The 19,501-nt window shown below is 41.2% G+C and carries 21 protein-coding genes; 18 read left to right on the forward strand and 3 right to left on the reverse strand.

Going from position 1 to position 19,501, the window contains the following annotated elements:
* Positions 1-90: 90 nt before the first annotated feature.
* The 4 genes from ACRWQN_RS07700 (at position 91) to ACRWQN_RS07715 (ending at position 3,883) form a co-directional block, all read left to right on the forward strand.
* Positions 91-897, forward strand: coding sequence for an alpha/beta fold hydrolase (locus ACRWQN_RS07700; protein WP_434940370.1), 807 nt, complete (start codon positions 91-93; stop codon positions 895-897).
* Positions 898-935: 38 nt separating this feature from the next.
* Complete coding sequence (locus tag ACRWQN_RS07705) at positions 936-1,817, forward strand: sensor domain-containing diguanylate cyclase (RefSeq protein ID WP_434940371.1); 882 nt, start codon at positions 936-938, stop codon at positions 1,815-1,817.
* Positions 1,818-2,330: 513 nt separating this feature from the next.
* The gene (locus ACRWQN_RS07710; RefSeq protein ID WP_434940372.1) at positions 2,331-3,629 is read left to right on the forward strand and encodes a motility associated factor glycosyltransferase family protein; all 1,299 of its coding nucleotides are present in this window, start codon (positions 2,331-2,333) and stop codon (positions 3,627-3,629) included.
* Positions 3,626-3,883, forward strand: coding sequence for a hypothetical protein (locus tag ACRWQN_RS07715; RefSeq protein ID WP_434940373.1), 258 nt, complete (start codon positions 3,626-3,628; stop codon positions 3,881-3,883). Before ACRWQN_RS07710 ends, ACRWQN_RS07715 begins: the two co-directional genes overlap by 4 nt.
* 16 nt (positions 3,884-3,899) lie before the next feature.
* On the opposite strand, the gene ACRWQN_RS07720 is transcribed toward ACRWQN_RS07715, so the two are convergent.
* Complete coding sequence (locus ACRWQN_RS07720; protein WP_434940374.1) at positions 3,900-4,922, reverse strand: ketoacyl-ACP synthase III; 1,023 nt, start codon at positions 4,920-4,922, stop codon at positions 3,900-3,902.
* A gap of 132 nt (positions 4,923-5,054) precedes the next feature.
* Between ACRWQN_RS07720 and ACRWQN_RS07725 the strand changes: the two genes are divergently transcribed.
* The 14 genes from ACRWQN_RS07725 to ACRWQN_RS07790 all read left to right on the forward strand — a co-directional run bounded on the left by ACRWQN_RS07725 (position 5,055) and on the right by ACRWQN_RS07790 (position 17,074).
* Positions 5,055-6,143: a 3-oxoacyl-ACP synthase III family protein gene (locus ACRWQN_RS07725; RefSeq protein ID WP_434940375.1), complete on the forward strand. Its 1,089-nt coding sequence runs from the start codon at positions 5,055-5,057 to the stop codon at positions 6,141-6,143.
* A 5-nt stretch (positions 6,144-6,148) separates the two neighbouring features.
* A complete protein-coding gene (locus ACRWQN_RS07730; RefSeq protein WP_434940376.1) occupies positions 6,149-6,901 on the forward strand; it encodes an SDR family NAD(P)-dependent oxidoreductase in 753 nt (250 codons plus the stop codon).
* The gene (locus ACRWQN_RS07735; RefSeq protein ID WP_434940377.1) at positions 6,891-7,946 is read left to right on the forward strand and encodes a PseG/SpsG family protein; all 1,056 of its coding nucleotides are present in this window, start codon (positions 6,891-6,893) and stop codon (positions 7,944-7,946) included. The genes ACRWQN_RS07730 and ACRWQN_RS07735 overlap by 11 nt, the downstream gene beginning before the upstream one ends.
* Positions 7,946-9,055, forward strand: a complete 1,110-nt coding sequence (locus ACRWQN_RS07740; RefSeq protein WP_434940378.1) for an aromatic ring-hydroxylating oxygenase subunit alpha — start codon at positions 7,946-7,948, stop codon at positions 9,053-9,055. Before ACRWQN_RS07735 ends, ACRWQN_RS07740 begins: the two co-directional genes overlap by 1 nt.
* Before the next feature lie 2 nt (positions 9,056-9,057).
* Positions 9,058-10,134, forward strand: coding sequence for a pseudaminic acid synthase (gene pseI / locus ACRWQN_RS07745; RefSeq protein WP_434940379.1), 1,077 nt, complete (start codon positions 9,058-9,060; stop codon positions 10,132-10,134).
* Positions 10,135-10,707 (forward strand): cytidylyltransferase domain-containing protein, encoded by a 573-nt coding sequence (locus ACRWQN_RS07750; RefSeq protein ID WP_434940380.1) that lies wholly within the window; start codon positions 10,135-10,137, stop codon positions 10,705-10,707.
* A 246-nt stretch (positions 10,708-10,953) separates the two neighbouring features.
* Positions 10,954-11,187 (forward strand): acyl carrier protein, encoded by a 234-nt coding sequence (locus ACRWQN_RS07755; RefSeq protein WP_226410496.1) that lies wholly within the window; start codon positions 10,954-10,956, stop codon positions 11,185-11,187.
* Positions 11,188-11,206: 19 nt separating this feature from the next.
* Complete coding sequence (locus ACRWQN_RS07760; protein WP_434940381.1) at positions 11,207-11,968, forward strand: SDR family NAD(P)-dependent oxidoreductase; 762 nt, start codon at positions 11,207-11,209, stop codon at positions 11,966-11,968.
* Between the two features lie 10 nt (positions 11,969-11,978).
* Positions 11,979-12,545: a UDP-4-amino-4,6-dideoxy-N-acetyl-beta-L-altrosamine N-acetyltransferase gene (gene pseH, locus ACRWQN_RS07765; protein WP_434928704.1), complete on the forward strand. Its 567-nt coding sequence runs from the start codon at positions 11,979-11,981 to the stop codon at positions 12,543-12,545.
* Positions 12,542-12,787 (forward strand): phosphopantetheine-binding protein, encoded by a 246-nt coding sequence (locus ACRWQN_RS07770; RefSeq protein WP_188923647.1) that lies wholly within the window; start codon positions 12,542-12,544, stop codon positions 12,785-12,787. The genes pseH and ACRWQN_RS07770 overlap by 4 nt, the downstream gene beginning before the upstream one ends.
* Complete coding sequence (locus tag ACRWQN_RS07775; RefSeq protein WP_434940382.1) at positions 12,787-13,932, forward strand: AMP-binding protein; 1,146 nt, start codon at positions 12,787-12,789, stop codon at positions 13,930-13,932. Before ACRWQN_RS07770 ends, ACRWQN_RS07775 begins: the two co-directional genes overlap by 1 nt.
* Positions 13,929-14,654, forward strand: a complete 726-nt coding sequence (locus ACRWQN_RS07780) for an SDR family NAD(P)-dependent oxidoreductase (RefSeq protein ID WP_434940383.1) — start codon at positions 13,929-13,931, stop codon at positions 14,652-14,654. Before ACRWQN_RS07775 ends, ACRWQN_RS07780 begins: the two co-directional genes overlap by 4 nt.
* A 10-nt stretch (positions 14,655-14,664) precedes the next feature.
* On the forward strand, positions 14,665-15,855 hold the full coding sequence (locus ACRWQN_RS07785; protein ID WP_434940384.1) for a class I SAM-dependent methyltransferase: 1,191 nt from the start codon (positions 14,665-14,667) through the stop codon (positions 15,853-15,855).
* Position 15,856: 1 nt separating this feature from the next.
* Complete coding sequence (locus tag ACRWQN_RS07790) at positions 15,857-17,074, forward strand: class I SAM-dependent methyltransferase (RefSeq protein WP_434940385.1); 1,218 nt, start codon at positions 15,857-15,859, stop codon at positions 17,072-17,074.
* 59 nt (positions 17,075-17,133) lie between these two features.
* Here ACRWQN_RS07790 and pseC read toward each other — a convergent pair whose 3' ends face one another.
* Together pseC and pseB are read right to left on the reverse strand one after the other, a co-directional pair.
* Positions 17,134-18,291 carry a UDP-4-amino-4,6-dideoxy-N-acetyl-beta-L-altrosamine transaminase gene (gene pseC / locus ACRWQN_RS07795; RefSeq protein WP_434940386.1) on the reverse strand — a complete coding sequence of 386 codons (1,158 nt, stop codon included), beginning with the start codon at positions 18,289-18,291 and terminating at the stop codon, positions 17,134-17,136.
* A complete protein-coding gene (gene pseB / locus ACRWQN_RS07800) occupies positions 18,291-19,289 on the reverse strand; it encodes a UDP-N-acetylglucosamine 4,6-dehydratase (inverting) (RefSeq protein WP_226410488.1) in 999 nt (332 codons plus the stop codon). The genes pseC and pseB overlap by 1 nt, the downstream gene beginning before the upstream one ends.
* Positions 19,290-19,501 lie beyond the last annotated feature (212 nt).

Here is a 19,501-nt window from a genome sequence, read left to right on the forward strand (position 1 = left end):
TGCTTAACTTAGCTATGGCTAAATTAGATTGACCATGGCAAAGTCAGCAGGCGCTCATTATTGGTGACCTGATAAAAAGGACGACAAAGTATGCTAAATGCAGATGATGTATTGATTAGAAATAATGTTAAGTTAATCGGTAAGGGCAGTAAAACGCTGTTTCTTGCTCATGGTTTTGGATGTGACCAAAACATGTGGCGCTTTTTAATCCCTGAACTGGCAAAGCATTTCAAAATTGTATTATTTGATTATGTTGGTTCGGGTGCTTCTGATATTTCTCAATACAGCAAAAAACGCTATAGCCAACTTGAAGGATATGCTGAAGATATTATTGAAATTTGTGAAGCGTTAAAGCTCACTGATGCTATTTTTGTTGGTCATTCGGTCAGTAGTATTATTGGTGCAATAGCTGCAATTGAGAAACCGTCGTTGTTTTCGAACTTGATCATGGTTTGCCCTTCACCGTGTTTTTTAAATTTTCCTCCAGAATACCTCGGTGGCTTTGAAAAAGAAGATCTTGAAGAATTATTGAACCTAATGGATAAAAACTATATTGGTTGGGCTAACTATTTAGCACCATTAGTCATGGGAACCAATAACTCTGATGATCTGATTGGCGAGTTATCTGGCAGTTTTTGTTCTACTGATCCTGTTATTGCCAAAAACTTTGCTGAAGCGACTTTTTTATCTGATTATCGTTATCTTTTGAAAGAGATTAAGCAGCCGTCATTAATTTTACAAAGTGAGAACGACGCGCTGGCATCAACCTCAATTGGTGAGTTTATTGCCAGTGAAATAACCCATAGCCAGCTTAAAGTTATTGCAGCCGATGGCCACTGCCTGCACATGACGCATCCTGATGCTATTATTAAATCGATAATAGAATATGCGAATTAACTACCTTGAAAACACTTAAGTTGGAGGGGGATACCTCGATGGGTTTCTCTCCGGATAGTTTCCCTTGTGGGGTGCTAGTGACTGACCCCTCAAGAATGATTACCTATGTAAATTCATATTTTACCAGTGAGCTAATGTGGCCGCCCGGTGATCTTATAGGTAAAAGTGCTGATGTTATATTTACTCAATCTTCTCGAATATTTTTTCAGAGTTATTTAATTCCAACACTATTACATGAAAAGATTTGCGAAGAAATGCAGCTGATTATATTCAATGCCTCTGGAGTACGTATTCCGATAACGGTGAACGCACGTTTAAGTGAGGATGGCTGTATATATTGGAGTTTTTTCAATGCATCTAAACGAGATCAGCTCTATGAAGAGTTAATCAAAACGAGAGAAACATTAGAAGAACAGGCTGAAAAGTTGAAGTTGCTGGCGTCTACAGACGAGTTAACCGGTTTACTCAATCGAAGAGAAATGAAATATCGAAGCACTTTAGCCCTTGAACAAGCTGCAAGGTCTAAGCAATCGGTAGCTTTGTTAGTACTCGATATTGACCATTTTAAAAAAATTAATGATACCTTTGGCCATTTAGAAGGCGACCGAGTGTTGAAGGAGCTAGGCGGATTATTGAAGGGGTTTTGTCGTCAAACAGATTTCGTCTCTCGATTTGGCGGAGAAGAGTTTTTGATCATGTTACCGGATACCAATAAAAGTGATACTGAATTATTTTGCCAGCGGCTGCATAAGTTAATTGCTCAAATTAAAGTGGGTGACAATGCATTAACCGTCAGTATAGGGGTGAGTATTAGCGCAAAAGATATATCATTTACAGGTTTATTTACTCAGGCTGATAATGCTATGTATCAAGCTAAAACACTTGGCAGAAATAGAACCGAATTGTATGTTAGTGTTTGAGTACAGTTATAAACCTTACCGTCACGATTAAGGTTTTACCATTAAATATGGATGCTTCTTCGGCTTGTATTAAGATTAACATTTACAGCAATATCTGCCGCGATCAAGCTGCCTTTTAACGCTGCGACTTATTATCAATTCATTAAATTGCTCTGCCAGACCATACTCTTCACTGTAGATAAAATTAAGTTAAAATTGACAATCTATTTTATCGAGCAGTATAACCTCTAAATTTATAGCTTATATTAGCGTCTATGTTCGTGGCTCACACCCTTGTTTGGTTAAAGTAATTTGTTATGTCATAATTACTTAGCGTTAAAATTATGCTGTGGTTGTATTGTTATCGCCGGACTATTTTGACACCCGTCTGATAATTTTATAAACAAGACTTGCGAGTTACTGTTTTGAGAAATAGTATCTAGCTAACTTTGATTAATCTTGTAATAGGCTAACTTCAAGTATCTGATTTGTTAGTGACTTTCACTTTAAAGTAATACATCGAGGGCAGTGTCAATGACTGATCTTTTTGCTAAGAATGTTGATATCATCAGCCAGCGTTGGCCGATCCTTGCGTCGGCACTTAAATTTGAATCTATCGATCATTTTGATGCTCAGCTTGTGGAGGGGAATAATCAAACTATTAGTGTTGACGGTATTCAGCTTAGTAGCCGCCATAACCGAATAGCTGAAGCTAAGTTATTGATTAACCCATTGCCTTTAGTTTGCGACAATGTGACTGTTTACGGTGTTGGGATGGGAGATGTGATGAGTTTGTTGATTGATAACAAACAATTACAATCAATCGAAGTGGTACCACTCAATTTGTCACTGCTAGCATTGCTGTTGAGCTTTACTGACCAAAGTGAGTGGTTAAGCGACCCTCGAGTTAAGGTTGCTTATCAAGCTCATCAGCATAAAATAAACCTGCCAAATATAGCTATCACGGCTGATTTGTTACTCGCTAATAATGAAAATGCCATCTTACGCGATCACTTAGTGCTGGAAAATAATCGTGCTTATGTGAATCGTCAGCATCAACCCGCTAACCCTGAAGTACAGAAGCGTCTAAATGAAAATGCACAGGCGATAGCAAATGACCCTGACGCATCGACATTAATTCTTCCCCACGGGCAATACAAAGCGCATTTGATTGGTTCAGGCCCCACTTTAGAGAATCATTACGATTATTTACGCGCACAGCGTAAGCTGCCAATTGGCCAGCGATCACTAATGATTGCAGTGGATACTGCACTGAAGGCACTCATTCATGAAAATATTATTCCTGATATTGTGGTGTCAATAGACAATAAAATTACCCCTGCGCATTTTCCTGACACAATTCCGTCGTCGATTACGCTGGTTTATTTCCCCACCTTGTCATCATCAATACACGGGCAATGGCCAGGGCCAAAGTTTATTGCTTATTCCAAAAATCCTATTTATGACAAGCTAGATAAGCAGTATCCGAAGCTAAGACTATTTACCAATGGCAGTGTTATTCATCCTGCGATTGATCTAGCGGTATATCTTAAAATTAAGGAGATAACACTTTTTGGCTGTGATTTTAGCTACCCTGGCAATAAAACACATGCATTTTGGCATGATGGTGCCCTAGGGCCTTCCATAAATAATCAAAATCACCATTGGGTCATTAATGGACATGGCGAACGCGTGGCAACGGATCTGAATTTTAGGGGATATTTACGCAGTTTTGAGCACTATATCAGCGCTAAGCAGCATGTGAGATTTTATCAATCTAGCCTAGATGGAGCACGTATACATGGTGCTCAGTATAAGGATTTATCATTATGACATTATGTAGTCCAAATACCTTGGCAGAGAAACTTATTGCCACGGCACATGCTTTAAGACTCGGTCATGAGGCAGAAGGGGCGCAGCGCCTGCGGGAATGTTTAAATCACTTAGAACCTATGCTTACTTCACTGCCATGCGCAAACCAAATACTCGCGCTTATTCCAAGTATGTTGGCTGCTCAAGAACGTCATGACTGGCTAGGTTTAGCCGATTACTTAGAACACGAACTTCCAGCATTGCTTACAGTGTAGATGTGATAGAAAATCGTTAACTTGATGTTTTTAAATCAATCACTTTACATACTTTGAGCGGTTGTAATGTAAAGGCAACTGTTCCCCAAGACCAACCTACTCCAAACCCCGACAAGAGTAATTTAGTCGGTTGTCGCAGCAATTCATCTTGCAGACTTAAGCACAACGCTAAGGGTATTGATGCCGAGCTAGTGTTGCCTATGTCCCCCATTGAGATAATCAATTGCTGCTGAGTTATGCCTAATTTGTCACCTAAGCGTTTTAGCATCATTTCATTTGCTTGGTGCATTACACAGTAGTCTATATCGTCTACTTGCCAGCCTTTATGGGTTAAACAAGCATTAACTGAGGCGGGGATTTCTCTTAGGGTGAATACAAATACCTGCATACCATCCATAAATAATTCTGGTGTGCGATTTGGCGTTCTAGCCCCCCCATTTGGTTGAATAAGATAAGGTGCGCCTGCACCGTCTGAGCCTAGTGAAAAGACCATCTCATCGCAGTTGTCACGCTTCTCAATAGCGATAGCACTGACTGCGTCACCAAATAATGATGATACGGCACGGTTACTTTCGCTGTACTGATGACTGGTAGTATCACCTACAATTAATAACGCTTTACCTGTTGGTAGGCCGCTGAGTAATTGCGATGTTTGCCACAATCCATAGATAAAACCTGAGCAACCTAAATTAACATCAAAAGCGATAGTGCCTTTATTTAACCCCAGTTGATGTTGTAGCTGTATCGCATTGCCAGGTAATGGGTAGTCGGGAGTTTGAGTCACAAAAATAATCAGCGATATTTCATCGCGATCCCAAGCTAACTCGCTTAATAACGATTCGCATGCGATTAGCCCTAGATCTAATACCGTCTGTTCTGGTGGTGTTACCCGTCTTGATTGAATGCCTGTAGAGGCAACAATTCGTGCCATTTCTTGGCTAGCAACCTCAGAAGACTTATCAATATTTTCACACACGAATTCAGGTAAGACACAGACAATGCCAGCAATTGAAATCTTGTTAACAGTAGTAATGGTCATTTCTTATCCCTGATTTTTTCACTATATAGAAAAGGTTAGTGCAAATTTGACGCAAGCATGACACTTTCAAGCTATATTATTCAATGTTATAGTTAAAACCAACATTATTCGTTTATTTCAACAGGGTTATCTATGAAAGCTGTGATAAAGTCAGTCAAAATTGCAGGTATGCAAGCCGCTGTTCCTCCCCATAGACATTCATATGTTGAAACACCAGATATTTTCACTCAGGAGGAGGCGGATAAAATTTATGCCAGCACAGGCATACATAGTCGCCGAATCCTGCCAAAACATCTATGTGCATCGGACATGTGTATTGCCGCTGCTGAAACCTTATTAAAGCGCCTTAATTGGGCACCAGAGTCTGTTGATGTATTGATTTATGTCTCACAGGATTCTGATTATGCACTCCCAGCCACAGCATGTTTAATGCAACACAGACTTGGTTTGTCTCAGGATGCTGCATGTCTTGATGTGAGTTTAGGCTGTTCGGGTTTTGTCTATGGTACCTGGTTGGCGAGTCAAATGCTTAATGGCTCTGATGGTCAACGGGCGTTAGTGCTATGTGGCGACACTTCTAGTCGTCATCTTTTGCCTGATGATCGCGGTACTCTTCCTCTTTTTGGCGATGCGGGCGTAGCAACAGCATTACAATTTGATGAGAATTGGACTGACTCTTACGCTGTTTTTGGCACCGACGGCACTGGCGGGCAGCATATTGCAGTAAAAGCGGGTGGGCGACGAAACCCCACCATGCCAGAACTTGAAGCCAGAAGCAGTGAAGAAGAACAAAAGCTATATAAAGAGTCTCGACTTTATTTAAATGGCGCTGCGGTATTCTCCTTTACGTTGAAAGTGGTGCCCAAGTTAATCAGAGAGTCGTTGGCTTTAGCTAATATTGAAGCAGACAGTTTAGATATGGTCGTTATGCATCAGGCTAATCAGTTTATTCTTGAACATTTGCGTAAAAAAGCCAAAATTCCACAAGATAAATATCTCATCGACATGGCCGACTTTGGCAACACATCCAGCGCCTCTGTGCCGCTAGCCATTTGCCATAAATTAGGTGATTTTTTCGAAACTGATACAAAAAAAGTGATGCTAGGTGGTTTTGGTGTTGGTTGGTCCTGGGGAGCCATTATTACCGATATGGGCCCAATACTGGCGCCACAAATTATAGAAATAAGTGATGATTTTGAGCCATTAACCTTGGTGCAATAACTATAATGAATTTAACCAATAAGTTATATGTTGTTACAGGTGCGGCGGCGGATTCAGACATTGGACTCGCTATTTGCAAAAAGCTGGATGAATGTGGCGCAAAGCTCATTTTAGTGGGCCGGCGAGAAGTGGCGCTTATTGACACAAAACGTCAATTAACTCAACAACATCATCAAATAGCCCCTTTTGATTTGAGTCACCTTGAAGATATTCAATCTTGGGTTAAATCGCTTATCAACCAATATGGTGCAATAGACGGTTTAGTGCATAGTGCCAGCTATCAAGGCTATAGCCCACTAAGAACTATTTCACCTAAACAGATTAGCCAATATTTTGATGTTAATTTTTCTGCTGCAGTGATGTTAACAGCGGCTTTTTCTAAGGCAAAACATTTTAACTCTGGAGCCAGCTTTGTATTTATAGGTTCAGCAGCAGGTCAAAGAGGCCTAAAGGCTAGAACACTATATGCAGCATCGAAGGCGGCACTATCATCTATGGTGCAATCCGCCGCCTTGGAGCTAGCCAGTAAAAAAATTAGAGTTAATTGTGTTGCGCCAGCTGTGGTAAGTGGTGCAAAAGCTGAACTTCAATTTTCGACTTTAGGCGAACAGCAAAGCCAACTATTAATCGATGCCCATCCATTAGGGTTAAGTTCGCCACAGGATGTGGCTAATAGTGTTTATTTTCTGCTGAGTGGCTTAAGTGCTAATACAACAGGTATTACCTTAGCCGTTGATGGTGGTTTTCTTGCCGGTTAAACCACGGGTCGCATTTTACGGAAACAACTCCCATGGTATAGGCGCTGGACATATTATGCGTCTATATGCGCTTGCACAGGCAGCGCAGGTTTTTTTTGATATCACTTTTATTTATAAAACCTGTAGTTTGCCTTTACTCAATAAACTGCATCAGGCTAATTTCGACACGCAACAAATAGCAGCCCCATTATCGACAGATGAACTTTTACCGCATGCGTTTACCGCCATTATTGTTGATGATTATGATCTGACAACAGATGAGTGGTTACAACTCAATCAACTTACTATTTTTATCGTTAAGCTAGATGATGCCTTAGACCATCAGCCTATTTTGGCGGACTTTGTCATTAATCCGGCCCCCAATGTCAGCCTTGAAGAGTACCGACAACGAGCGCCTAATGCGACTTTTTGCTTAGGGCCTCAATACACCTATTTACGTAAAGAGTTTGCTGCTCAAGATTATATCCCAATAGCTGAGCGCCCAGATTTGCTCATCGCCTTAGGGGGTACAGACCCAAAATCTTTGGCACTGCCGCTTTCAAGAGCCATTATTGATGCACTACCTGAAGCGCATGTCTGCTTGTTGATTGGTCAAGTTCATCAGCAACAGCGCACTTTAGAGCTGCTGGCTAAACAGCATTCAAACTTCTCGATTATTTGTAACCCACCATCAGTTGCTCAAATAATGATGCAATCAGGGTTAGCCATATCTGCTGCGGGTGGCACATTGGGGGAGTTAGCAAGCCAAGGTGTCCCTACGTTAGCGTTAGTGACGGTTGATAATCAATTGCCCGCACTTGGCTCACCGCTGAATAACAGCTGGTATTATGCTATCGATACGCGTGCTTTTGACTGTAACCAAGCTGATACTCAGATTAATAACGATTTATTGAGTAAAATCAAAGTCGATGCTGTAAACCTCTGGCATGATAAATGCTTGAGACAAGACATGAGTGACATTGCTCGTCAACTGATTGACAGCCAAGGCTGTCAACGAATAATTAAACAGTTGATTGTCAGCATACAACAAAAATCGGAACTTTAATGATAGCGATACAAGCCATTCACCCGACCCATTATTATGACCAAGCCACCTTTGAACTTGAGCGCGTAGAAGTGTTTGAGAAAAACTGGATATTTGTTGGCTTTAAAGATCAAGTGGCTAAAAATCATGATTTTATTACCCTTAAAGTGGGTAATACCCCAGTTGTGGTGCAAAATTTTAATGGTCAAGTTAGTGCATTGCTTAATATTTGTAGTCACAGAAGAGCACAGCTTCAAACGCAAACCCAGGGCAATAGGCCACTAGTATGTCCTTATCATTGTTGGAGTTATAAAAGCGATGGCGCATTGGCTGGCGTTCCACAAAATCGTACTGATTTTGGTTTAGATGAGGCTGCTAAAAAGGCGTTATCACTGAAAGAGTTTGCTTTAGAAAGTTGCGGAGAGTTGCTCTTTGTTCGCGTCGCGAAAGCAGGCCCGTCACTTGAAGATTATCTTGGGCCGTATTATGCCATTTTAAGCCGTATTTCAGCTGAGTTTACCGATCCTGTTCAACAAGGTCATTATCAGTGGAATACCAATTGGAAAATCGCCTGTGAAACGGTACTAGAAGTTTATCATGTCGCCGGTGTCCACCCGGAAACGTTTGCAAAATTTGCCAAAGCAGAATGTGATATTGAGTTTTTTAATGGGCACACAACAGGTAACACTCCGCTACAAGATACTCCCAAAAAATGGTGGGCAGGGGCGAGAAAGCACCTAAAACTTGAGCAAAGCAGCGAGTTTACTGAATATAATCACTTCTTTATTTACCCTAATTTGGCAATTGGATTAACCAATGGCTCATTAATGTCGCTACAAACCTATGATCCGTTAACATCCACCCAATCGCAACTGAACTTTCAGCTACGAATGATAAAAAGACTGGATGGCAGTGCCACAAGTGATGCTGTAAAAGCGGTCATTAAAGCTAACTTTACTGAGTTTAACCATACCATTTTGGAAGAGGACCGATTAGTGGCTGAATCTTGCCAAGCGAATATGCCTGCTGTTAATACACCAGGCATATTGGGTAAATGTGAAGACAGGATCCGACATTTTCATGACGCTTGGCGTAGCGATATTAAACCGCAGTTAAGTTCGGGAGAATAAGTATGTTTGCTTCCACAATTAATATCGATGGCCGAGAAATAGGCCCACTGCATAAACCGTATGTTATTGCAGAATTATCAGGTAATCATAAAGGTAATTTGGATCAAGCCTTGGCGATGATTGATGCCGCAGCGGCAACAGGCGTTGAAGCTATCAAAATTCAAACCTATAGCGCTGATACCATAACGCTTAACCATAATGGCCCAGAGTTTAGTATTGAAGGTGGCCTTTGGGCTGGTCGTACGCTATATGATCTTTATCAAGAGGCTCACACCCCATGGGCGTGGCATAAAGCGCTATTTGAACGAGCAAAACAAAATAATATTACGTTATTTTCATCTCCCTTTGACCTTAGCGCAATTGAACTGCTTGAATCCCTTGGTTGCCCAGCTTATAAAATTGCTTCTTTTGAAATTAACGATATCGGATTGATTAGCGCTGCAGCAAAAACCGGCAAGCCAATCATTATGTCAACCGGTCTTGCTACACTGGAAGAGATTCAAGAGGCTGTTGAAGCTGTTGCCTTCGCTGGTGGCACGCAGTTGGCATTACTGCATTGTATTAGCGGTTACCCAACGCCGATTGAAGATTGTAATTTACGCACTATTACCGATCTGTGCCAGCGGTTTGATTTTCCTATCGGATTGAGTGATCACACCATTGAAAATACCGCATCTATTACCGCGGTAGCGCTTGGTGCAAGTGTTATTGAGAAGCATTTTACACTCGATAAAAGTGATGGTTCAGTAGATGCGGCATTTTCATTAGAACCTGATGAATTTGTTCAACTAAAACAACAAGCGGATAAAGTGCACAGTGCACTGGGCGTTGCTGGCTATGAAGTAAAACCCAGTGAAGCAGGTGGAAGAGATTTCAGGCGTTCCTTGTATATTGCGCAGGCGATTAAAAAAGGCCAGAAGTTTACCGCTGAAAATGTGCGATCAGTGAGACCCGCTCATGGGCTACACACGCGCTATTTACCTCAAATAATTGGCCAAATCGCTACCCAAGATATCGCCTTTGGCGAGCCGATGAAAGAAGCTTATCTGTCTTTTCCTTTACTTAAAAAGGAGAAATAAATGCGCGTCATTTGCATTACGCAAGCTCGCATGGGATCGAGTCGATTGCCTGGCAAAGTGTTAGCGCCAATAAATGGCCGCCCTATGTTGGAATATCACATTGGCAGAGTTAAGCAGTCAACACTGGTTGATATTCATATTATCGCCACCACTACTGAGTCGACAGATCAACCCATTGTTGACTATTGTGAAGCCAATCAGCAGCCATATTTTTGTGGTGACGAACATGATGTACTCGATCGCTTCTATCACGCAGCATTAATGGCAGAGGCAACCGATGAGGATATTATTATCCGTCTCACGGGGGATTGCCCGCTTATTTGCCCCAGCCTTATTGATGAGGCAGTGAAACAACATCGTCAAGGGGACATATCACAGTACACACACATTAGCCTCGCGTATTTCCCCAGGGGGTTTGATGTGGAAGTATTTAGCATGGCAAGCCTGTCAAACGCCTATAAAGAGGCAGACGACTCAGCCACAACGAGAACATGTGACCCTTTACCTTTACAGCAAACCGGATGCACATATTGTACCGATAGAAACCGGACAATTAGCCTGGGGGCAGTTTAGGCTTTGCGTTGATGAACAAGATGACCTTCATCTTGTTGAACAACTAATTGAGCATTTAGGCAATGACTGGCTTGAGGCGAGTCCTGACAAAATTTGCACTTTGCTGCTTAATAATCCGCAGCTTGCAAAGATAAATGCCCATGTGGCACAACGCACAGCACATTAACATAAACAAATACCTATTTTTGCCGATACACTATTAGCGGCACTGTAAATAAAAAACACGATAAATTAGAGGTGAATAAGATGAACAGACAAGAATTTTTAAACAACTTAGAAGAGATATTAGAACTTGATGACAACACCTTAAAAGGTGATGAAGTATTGATGGAGCTTGAGCAGTGGGATTCATTAGCTTTTCTGAGCGTGATTGCGATGGCTGATGAGAATTTTGACATCATCATTCAAGGTGACAAATTAGAAGAGATCAACACAGTAGCGGATCTTATTGCACTGGTTGAAGAACATTTAACTGCATAATTAACTAGTCGGTACCGAGATGATCTTTAATCCTATGGATTTCAGCGGTAAACGAGTATTGATTACTGGCGCATCGGCAGGCATTGGCCGCGCATGCGCCGTGTTACTCGCTAAATTGGGCGCAACCTTGATACTCAATGGTCGCGACCAAGTCGCTCTTGAAAAGACAGCATCAAGCCTTGAAGGTAGTGGTCATGTTTGTGCGCCATTTGATATGGCTGATACAGATAAACTCTCTGACTGGGTAAAGTCATTAGTTAAAGAATACGGTTATATTGATGGGTTTGTTCATTGTGCGGGCATTCAAATAACCAAACCTATACGGGTATTTGACCAAGCATTTTTTAATGAAACTATGCATGTCAATTTAGCTAGCGCTATGGCTATCGCTAAAGGTTTCAGGCTCAAGCGTGATCGCTCTAAGCAAGGTGCGATTGTTTTTGTGTCCTCAATTGCGGGGCTTATAGGCCAAACAGGTAATACTGTTTATGGCGCAAGCAAAGCTGGTTTAATGTCGCTAACTCGAGGGTTATCGATGGAGTTGCTGCGGGATAATATTAGGGTTAATTGTGTTGCTCCTGCACTCGTTGAAACAGAGATGGCACAACGCACCCAAGACAGTATGACCGAAGCACAATATCAGCATATGCTTAACCAACACCCTATGGGATTTGGGCAGCCAGAAGATGTGGCCAATGCGGTAGCCTTTTTACTTAGCGACGCTGCTAAGTGGATAAACGCTGTCACACTGCCAGTTGAAGGCGGCTATTTAGCAAATTAAGAAGTAGATAATGGCGTTAAATTTTAAACGTGTAGATGTCAGTGATGCAGAGTTATTGCTCAAGTGGCGTACCGATCCAGAGATCACTAAACACATGTTCAGTGATCTTGAAGATCCATCATTAGACAAACAAAAAAACTGGATACGGTCACTTGAAAAAAATGACAACTATCGTGGTTATATGATCCAAGATGATGGTGTTTCAATTGGCTTTTTGTGTTTTACCGATATAGATAGACAACACCAACGCTGCAGTACAGGTTCTTATATTTATGAGCGTCAAGCGAGACTCAAATATGGTGTAACAATGCATACTTATATTTGTAACTATGTTTTTTACCAGCTAAAGCTCAACAAAATTGTAAACTATGTACTTGATGCAAATGAAAAAGTGGTCAAGCTACAGACATTGCATAAAACGCGTTTAGTCGGTCACCTAAAGCAACATATTTGTAAAAATGGCCAGCTACTGGATGTGCACATTTTTGAGCAGCTAAAAGAAGATTGGCTAACCCAAAAGCAACATTTTAGCTTAGATAAAATATCAGCCGCTTTTAATGATTGGAATAATATATGAGTAACTTAGCCGATATCATCCTCAATGAGACCCGTCAAATTATTGAAAATAAGGCCGAGGTTTGTCCTGAAATAACTGTCGAGTCAGAGTTTTTAGTCGACTTACCAATGGACTCTTTGGACTTAGCAACATTGATTGTGACTTTAGAATTAACAACCGGAATTGATCCCTTTCGTGATGGATTTAAGACGTTTCACAGCATTGCCGAACTGATAGCGCTTTATGAAGGTGCAGCAGTTTAATGTTTGTTATCGATGAGCAATTCTTATTAATTGAGCCGGGCTTACAGTGCTGTGGAATTGATTTTACTCCCAGTGCTGACTGTAAAAGCAAATCGTTCATCGAGCTTAATGGCGCTGCTGACAACGCAACTAGCCCGCTGGTGTCGAAAATGATCCAGGCGATGGTTGATGCACAACAAGCTGATATTCCAGTTATTTTTAATCGAACTAATCAAGATATTGATGACAGCAATCTTCCAACAGGTTTCGCTATTGGACTATTAACATCGGGTACGACCGGGCAACCTAAGTTGGTTTTTCATCGGCTAAACAAATTGATGCCTAAAAACGCTAACAATACCGAGAAAGTGGCTAGCAGATGGCTACTTTGTTATCACCCAATGAGCTTTGCTGGTTTACAAGTCATTTTGCAGGCTATTGTTAGTAAAGATACGTTGATTGCCGATGTTGATGCCAATCTTCAACACAAAGCCGAGCTTGCGATAAAGCATAGTGTTAATGCCATTAGTGCGACTCCTTCAATGATGCGGGCGTTATTAATGAGCTGGCATACAAAATCACCACCATTGGCCGTTATTACTCTGGGCGGAGAAATAGCAGACCAGGACACCTTAGATGCTATCAAGTTACAATGTCCTAGGGCTAAGGTGCGTCATATCTACGCAACCACTGAAGCTGGTGTCATATTTTCAGTTAAAGATGGATTAGCGGGCTTTCCTCGAACTTGGCTAAAACAAAAGTTTAATGGCTGGCAATTAACCGCTACGCATGCATTACAATTAAACAGGCTTAACGAGTCTATCGACACCGGCGACTGTATTGCACTCACTGATGACAGAGTATTATTTACCGGTCGAGAAGATAGTTTAGTGAATGTAGGTGGTGTTAAGGTTAATCTTGAAACCTTAGAACAAAAAATTATTGCATTGGTTGGAATAACTGACGCAAGAGTCTACGCCAAAGCTAACCCTATTACAGGGGCACTTATCTGTGTTGAGTTATGTGCTGATGATCAACAGATTGCTAAAGAAGCACTTAAAGAACTTGCTGAACAATTAGAACCAGGGGCACGCCCCAGAATTATCACCTTTAGTGAGCAAATTAGTCTTTCTGCGACGGGTAAAAAACAGAGGTTGATTCAATGAAACACATTATGGTCACAGGCGGTAGTCGTGGACTGGGTTTAGGCACAGTTATTCACTTACTTAATCAAGGTTATAAGGTCTCTACCTGTAGTCGCAATAAAACGGCGGCGATCGACGACCTAGTAAATAACAACGAGCATGTTAAGTGGTTTCAATGTGAAGTCGGTAATGCAGAACAAACCGCTACATTTGTAAAATCTGCCTGTGAATGGGCAGAAGTACCACTTTGGGGGCTCATCAATAATGCCGGTATTGCAAAAGAGGGGGTGTTAGCCACCTTTCCTAATGTAGAATCTGATGCGTTATTGCAAGTGAATTTAAACGGTGCTTTATACTTTGCCCGTGAAGTGCTTAGGGTATTCTTAAGGCAGAATAGTGCGGGGCGAATTATCAATATAAGCTCAATCATTGGTAGTCGAGGTTATACTGGTCTTGCTGCCTATTCTGCATCAAAGGCGGGGTTAGATGGTTTAACCCGTGCACTTGCTAGAGAGAATGGCCGCCGAAATATTACCGTTAATTCGATTGCTCCTGGTTATCTCGACACTGAGATGTCGTCGACACTTTCAGATAAAAAACGCGACCAAATTATCCGCCGTACACCTATGCATCGTTTAGGCACTGTTGCAGATATAACCCCTGCAATCAGTTTCTTGTTATCCGATGACGCGGCATTTATTACTGGGCAGACGCTGACGATTGACGGCGGTATTACCAACTAGGACTTCACCTATGGCTATAGCTTCATGTCAGCTTTGTAACCGCCAGCAATGGCAAACATTTTCAGATATTTCATTTGGGATATGGGAGGAAAGTAGCACAATACTTTTCCGTCAAAACTCAGTTTATCCTCTATCAAAATGTAAACATTGTGGACACGTGCAGATTAGTCATGAATATACACCAGCTTTATTTGAAAAGTTGTATTTTCACTCTACCCAAGAAGCCGTCATGTGGCATGAAACTCTAGTGGGTGATAATAGTCCATACGAAGAGATGATAGACTTTGCATTAAATGATTCGACACCTAAGACTGTCGTCGATTTTGGTTGTGGCGAAGGAAAACTATTAGCTGCTGCCAATAAACGACTGCCAGATAGTACACTAGTCGGTATCGATTTTAATGACCGTTTTTCTGAAGATAATATTCACTATCTCTCGTTCGATTTAAATAATCTCGCTCAGTTGCCAAACCAACATTGGCCAGAGGGTATTGATTTAGCGATGGCTTCGCATGTATTAGAGCATGTAATTAATCCAGTTAACTTCTTACAGCATATCAAACAACAACTGAGCCCAAATGGGGCAGTGTTTATTGAAGTCCCTGACTTTTCACAACACCATACCCTTCAATCCATTGGTATGAGTAATTTAGTTAATTTACAACATATTCATTACTATACGGCAGACTCTATAACTTTTGCAGCTAAACGTGCTGGATTTAAAGTGGTCAAAATTAGTCGCATAACAACAGGCTATATACCCAGATTACAGGTATTACTAACCCCAGATGAAATAGTCCAATCTCATCCATCATCTTCTTTATTTGATGCCGCGAATGTGATCAAACATTATCAAGCACAATGTCGTCAACTACGGGCTAATCTAGCCGATGCATTGCGTGAGAGTATAAGCCGAGATGGTAAGGTTGGTATTTGGGGAGTAGGGGCTGATTTTTATAATTTGATGACTGAGCACGTAGATATAAATGACTTGATTAAGCAAGGCAATATTGTGCTGTTTGATTTCGCACTAAAAGACAGAATACTCCAGCAGCAACCCATCTTATGCAGTAGTCAAATTCCTTCGGCCAAGTATACCGTTTTTATGAGCCCTCAACTTGCAGAAACAAGGATAAAGATGAAATCACTTAGCCAAGATTGGCATAATGTTGTAGACCCTTTTTATACCGGGAATGATTAAGATGAGCACGATAGTTGCGACGCAAACATCATGTAAAGTATGCGGTCACACCGCATGGCAAAATATAGATACACTGACTTCCGGTATTTGGGATAAGCTGGCTAAAGCACTCAAAAGACAAGTGCTCCGTTTCCCCATTGGACAGTGCCAGCATTGCAGCCATGTTCAAGTAACCATCCCTTATACTGACGCAATATTTGGTGCACTTTATTTTTCCAATACGTTAGAGCCTGATATGTGGTGTGATACTCCTGAAGGAGAGAAGTCTCCCTATGAGGAGATGTCAGCGTTTTTCGCATCCTATATAAAAATGGGCGCGCATATTGTTGACTTTGGCGCGGGTGGTGGTGCGACGCTGAAGCATATTGATAGTCAATTTAAAGAGTTTTCAATCAAGCTTTCTAGTGTAGATTTTCACGACCACATACAATCGAATACAGTCGAACATATTACTGCTAACTTAAATCAACTGGATACAATCCTGCCTCATTTTGCTAAATATCCAATCAACATCGCAATCAGCACACATGTTCTTGAGCACATAGTCGAACCTGTGCGTTATTTAACGCAAATGAGCGAATGTTTAGTTGAGGACGGTATTATTTTTATCGAAGTGCCAGATTGCAGTCCAGATGCTTTTACAGATAAATTGGGAGTGACCAATATAGTTCATGGCCAACATATTCATTATTACACTAAAGACTCTCTCAAGTTGATTGCTGAAAAAGCGGGTCTGAAAATTATCAATCAACAGCAGCTAACCACAGGTAATATTCCCAGATTATTGTTGCTATTAAAAAAAGTGACCACGGCACAAATAAGTCACCATAGCGCTATAAAACACTCGGCTAAACTTGCTGTTGAACAGCGTTTTTCTCAATATAATAGTTACTTGAGTGCTCTATTTAATCGGATCCAGCAGGAGCTAACGCAGCAAGAAAAAGTCGGGTTATGGGGTATCGGTGGAGATTTTTATTTATTAATACAATCGTATCCTTCAATACTCAAGGCAATAGAGAATCAACAAATAATGCTTTATGATTATGAGCTTGCAGGTCACACCTTTGCGGGACAAGAGATTTTATCTAGCACTGGATTAGAACTGGTGGCTAATACTGTCTATATTGTGCCAATTTATGCGCCGACTAGAGAAAGAATGACAAAACTGTCTCAAAATTGGCACGCTCAAATCATCGATCCTTATTCAGATTTTGAATGAACGTGGCAACAATAAAATTCTGCTCACTTGCCGTTACTTCTGGGTAAGTGAAATAATGGCTATTTGATAAGGCTTAAAATGTCAGTAAGATTACTGACAATAAAATCCTGTTCACTTTCTGTTAACTCTGTGTAAAGAGGCAACGTTAAACAGTGACTATAATAAGCTTCCGCTCCAGGGCAATGACCAGGCAAGAAGCCTTTTTGTAGATAAAAAGGTTGAAGATAAACAGGGAAATAATGTACGTGAACGCAAATCCCAGCTAAGCGCATTAGGTTGAAGACAGACTTACGGTCGATATTTGCAGGCAAGCGCACAATAAACAGATGATAGGCGCTGTGACAGTGATTAAGAGGTTGAATAAATTTAATATCTAACTTGTTAAGTAGTAACTCATAACGTTTAGCCAATTGATTACGTTTATCAACAAACTCACTCAAGCGTGTAATTTGACTATTACCTAATCCTGCTTGTAAATCTGTCATCCGATAATTAAACCCAAGATTATGTTGCTCATAGTACCAATCACCTTCATCAGGTCTTAGCATCTCATCTGCGGATTTAGTTATGCCATGACTGCGGTACGATTGCATTGCTTGAGAAAGTTGCAGACAATTTGTGGTCGCAACGCCTCCTTCGGCTGTGGTGATGATTTTAACGGGATGAAAACTGAAAACGGTAATATCACTAAATTGACAACTACCAATAGGCATATCAGCATAGTGTCCACCAATAGCATGCGCGGCATCTTCAATGATTTTTATACCATAAGGCTTTACTAGCTTAGATACGGCCTGCATATCACAACTATGGCCAGCCATGTGCACAGGAATAATAACCTTGGGTAATATTCCTAACCTAGCGGCCTCAAGAAGTTTTTTCTCTAATGCAACGGGGCACATATTGGCTGTTGAGGGATCCACATCAACAAAATCGACGTCCGCGCCGCAATAGAGCGCACAATTGGCCGAGGCGACAAAAGTGATAGGGCTCGTCCAAACAATATCTCCCTTACCAACCCCTAATGCTAGACAGGCTGCGTGCAGCATCGATGTTGCGCTATTTCCGGCCACGGCAAAATTGGCCTGAGTTTCGCGACAAATATTAGCTTCAAATAGAGGTGCTTGAGGGCCTTGGGTTAAATAATCACTATTTAAGACGCTAATGACAGCTTCGATATCTGCTGCATTTATATCTTGTCGTCCGTAGGGGATCATTAAACACTCTCCTCATCCAAGTTTTTTATTTCAGCGGTAGATAAAAAATGGTGGTTATTACCAGAGTGATATTCAAACCCCGGTTTAACCAGGGAGCCATTTTCGCCGAGTTGATTAATTGAGTAATCATGCTCACGGTCGAAGAAGGAAATACTTGGCGTTATCACGAAGTGATCATCAAATTCGATGGTGTGATGTGAATCATCAGCAGGGCACATAATTTCATGCATTTTCTCACCTGGGCGAATACCAACAATATCATGCTTAAGACCTGGGCCGTAAGCTTCAGCTAAATCAGTAATATGCACCGATGGTATTTTAGGTACGAAGATTTCTCCGCCTTGCATACGCTGGAAATTCTTTAGTACAAAATCAACCCCATCTTGTAGGGTGATCCAAAAACGTGTCATATCTGGGTGAGTTATCGGTAGTGATGTTGCGCCATTTCGGATTAATTGCTGAAAAAAGGGCACAACCGAACCGCGCGAGCCAACCACATTACCGTATCTAACCGCTGAAAATCGTGTTTCGCCTTCACCAACAATATTATTACCGGCGACAAACAATTTATCGGAAACTAACTTGGTCGCACCGTAAAGGTTTATCGGATTAGCAGCTTTATCGGTAGAAAGCGCAATGACTCGCTTCACCTTGTTAGCAATAGCCGCTTTAATGACATTTTCGGCGCCATGAATATTGGTTTTAATGCATTCCATCGGGTTATATTCAGCTGCAGGTACATGCTTGATCGCCGCGGCATGAATGACATAATCCACATCCTTAAAGGCCTGCATCATGCGATCGCCATCACGGACGTCGCCAAGAAAGTATCGCATACAGGGGGCATTATAGACCTGCTGCATCTCATACTGTTTGAGTTCATCGCGCGATAAAATAATCAACCTCTTAGGCTTGTATCGCTCTAAAATTGTCTTAGTATATTTCTGACCAAATGAGCCCGTACCACCTGTTATTAGAATCGATTTATTATCAAACATGTACTCTCCAAATTGTTGTCTTCGTTGCCCAGCTTTCTTTTTATGTCGATATTAAGCTGGCAAAAGACAACTTTTTCTTGTTAACCCAACATACCGTTGAAGCAATTTCTGCACCATAATGGGTTTAATTAAAACAGTTACTCATTAATCTATTCATATCTATAGTGCAATTTTAGCAATTAAACTTATATAAACATTTGTAATCTTAGTAA

Source organism: Shewanella sp. HL-SH8, assembly GCF_051165765.1.
Lineage (GTDB): Bacteria > Pseudomonadota > Gammaproteobacteria > Enterobacterales > Shewanellaceae > Shewanella > Shewanella glacialimarina.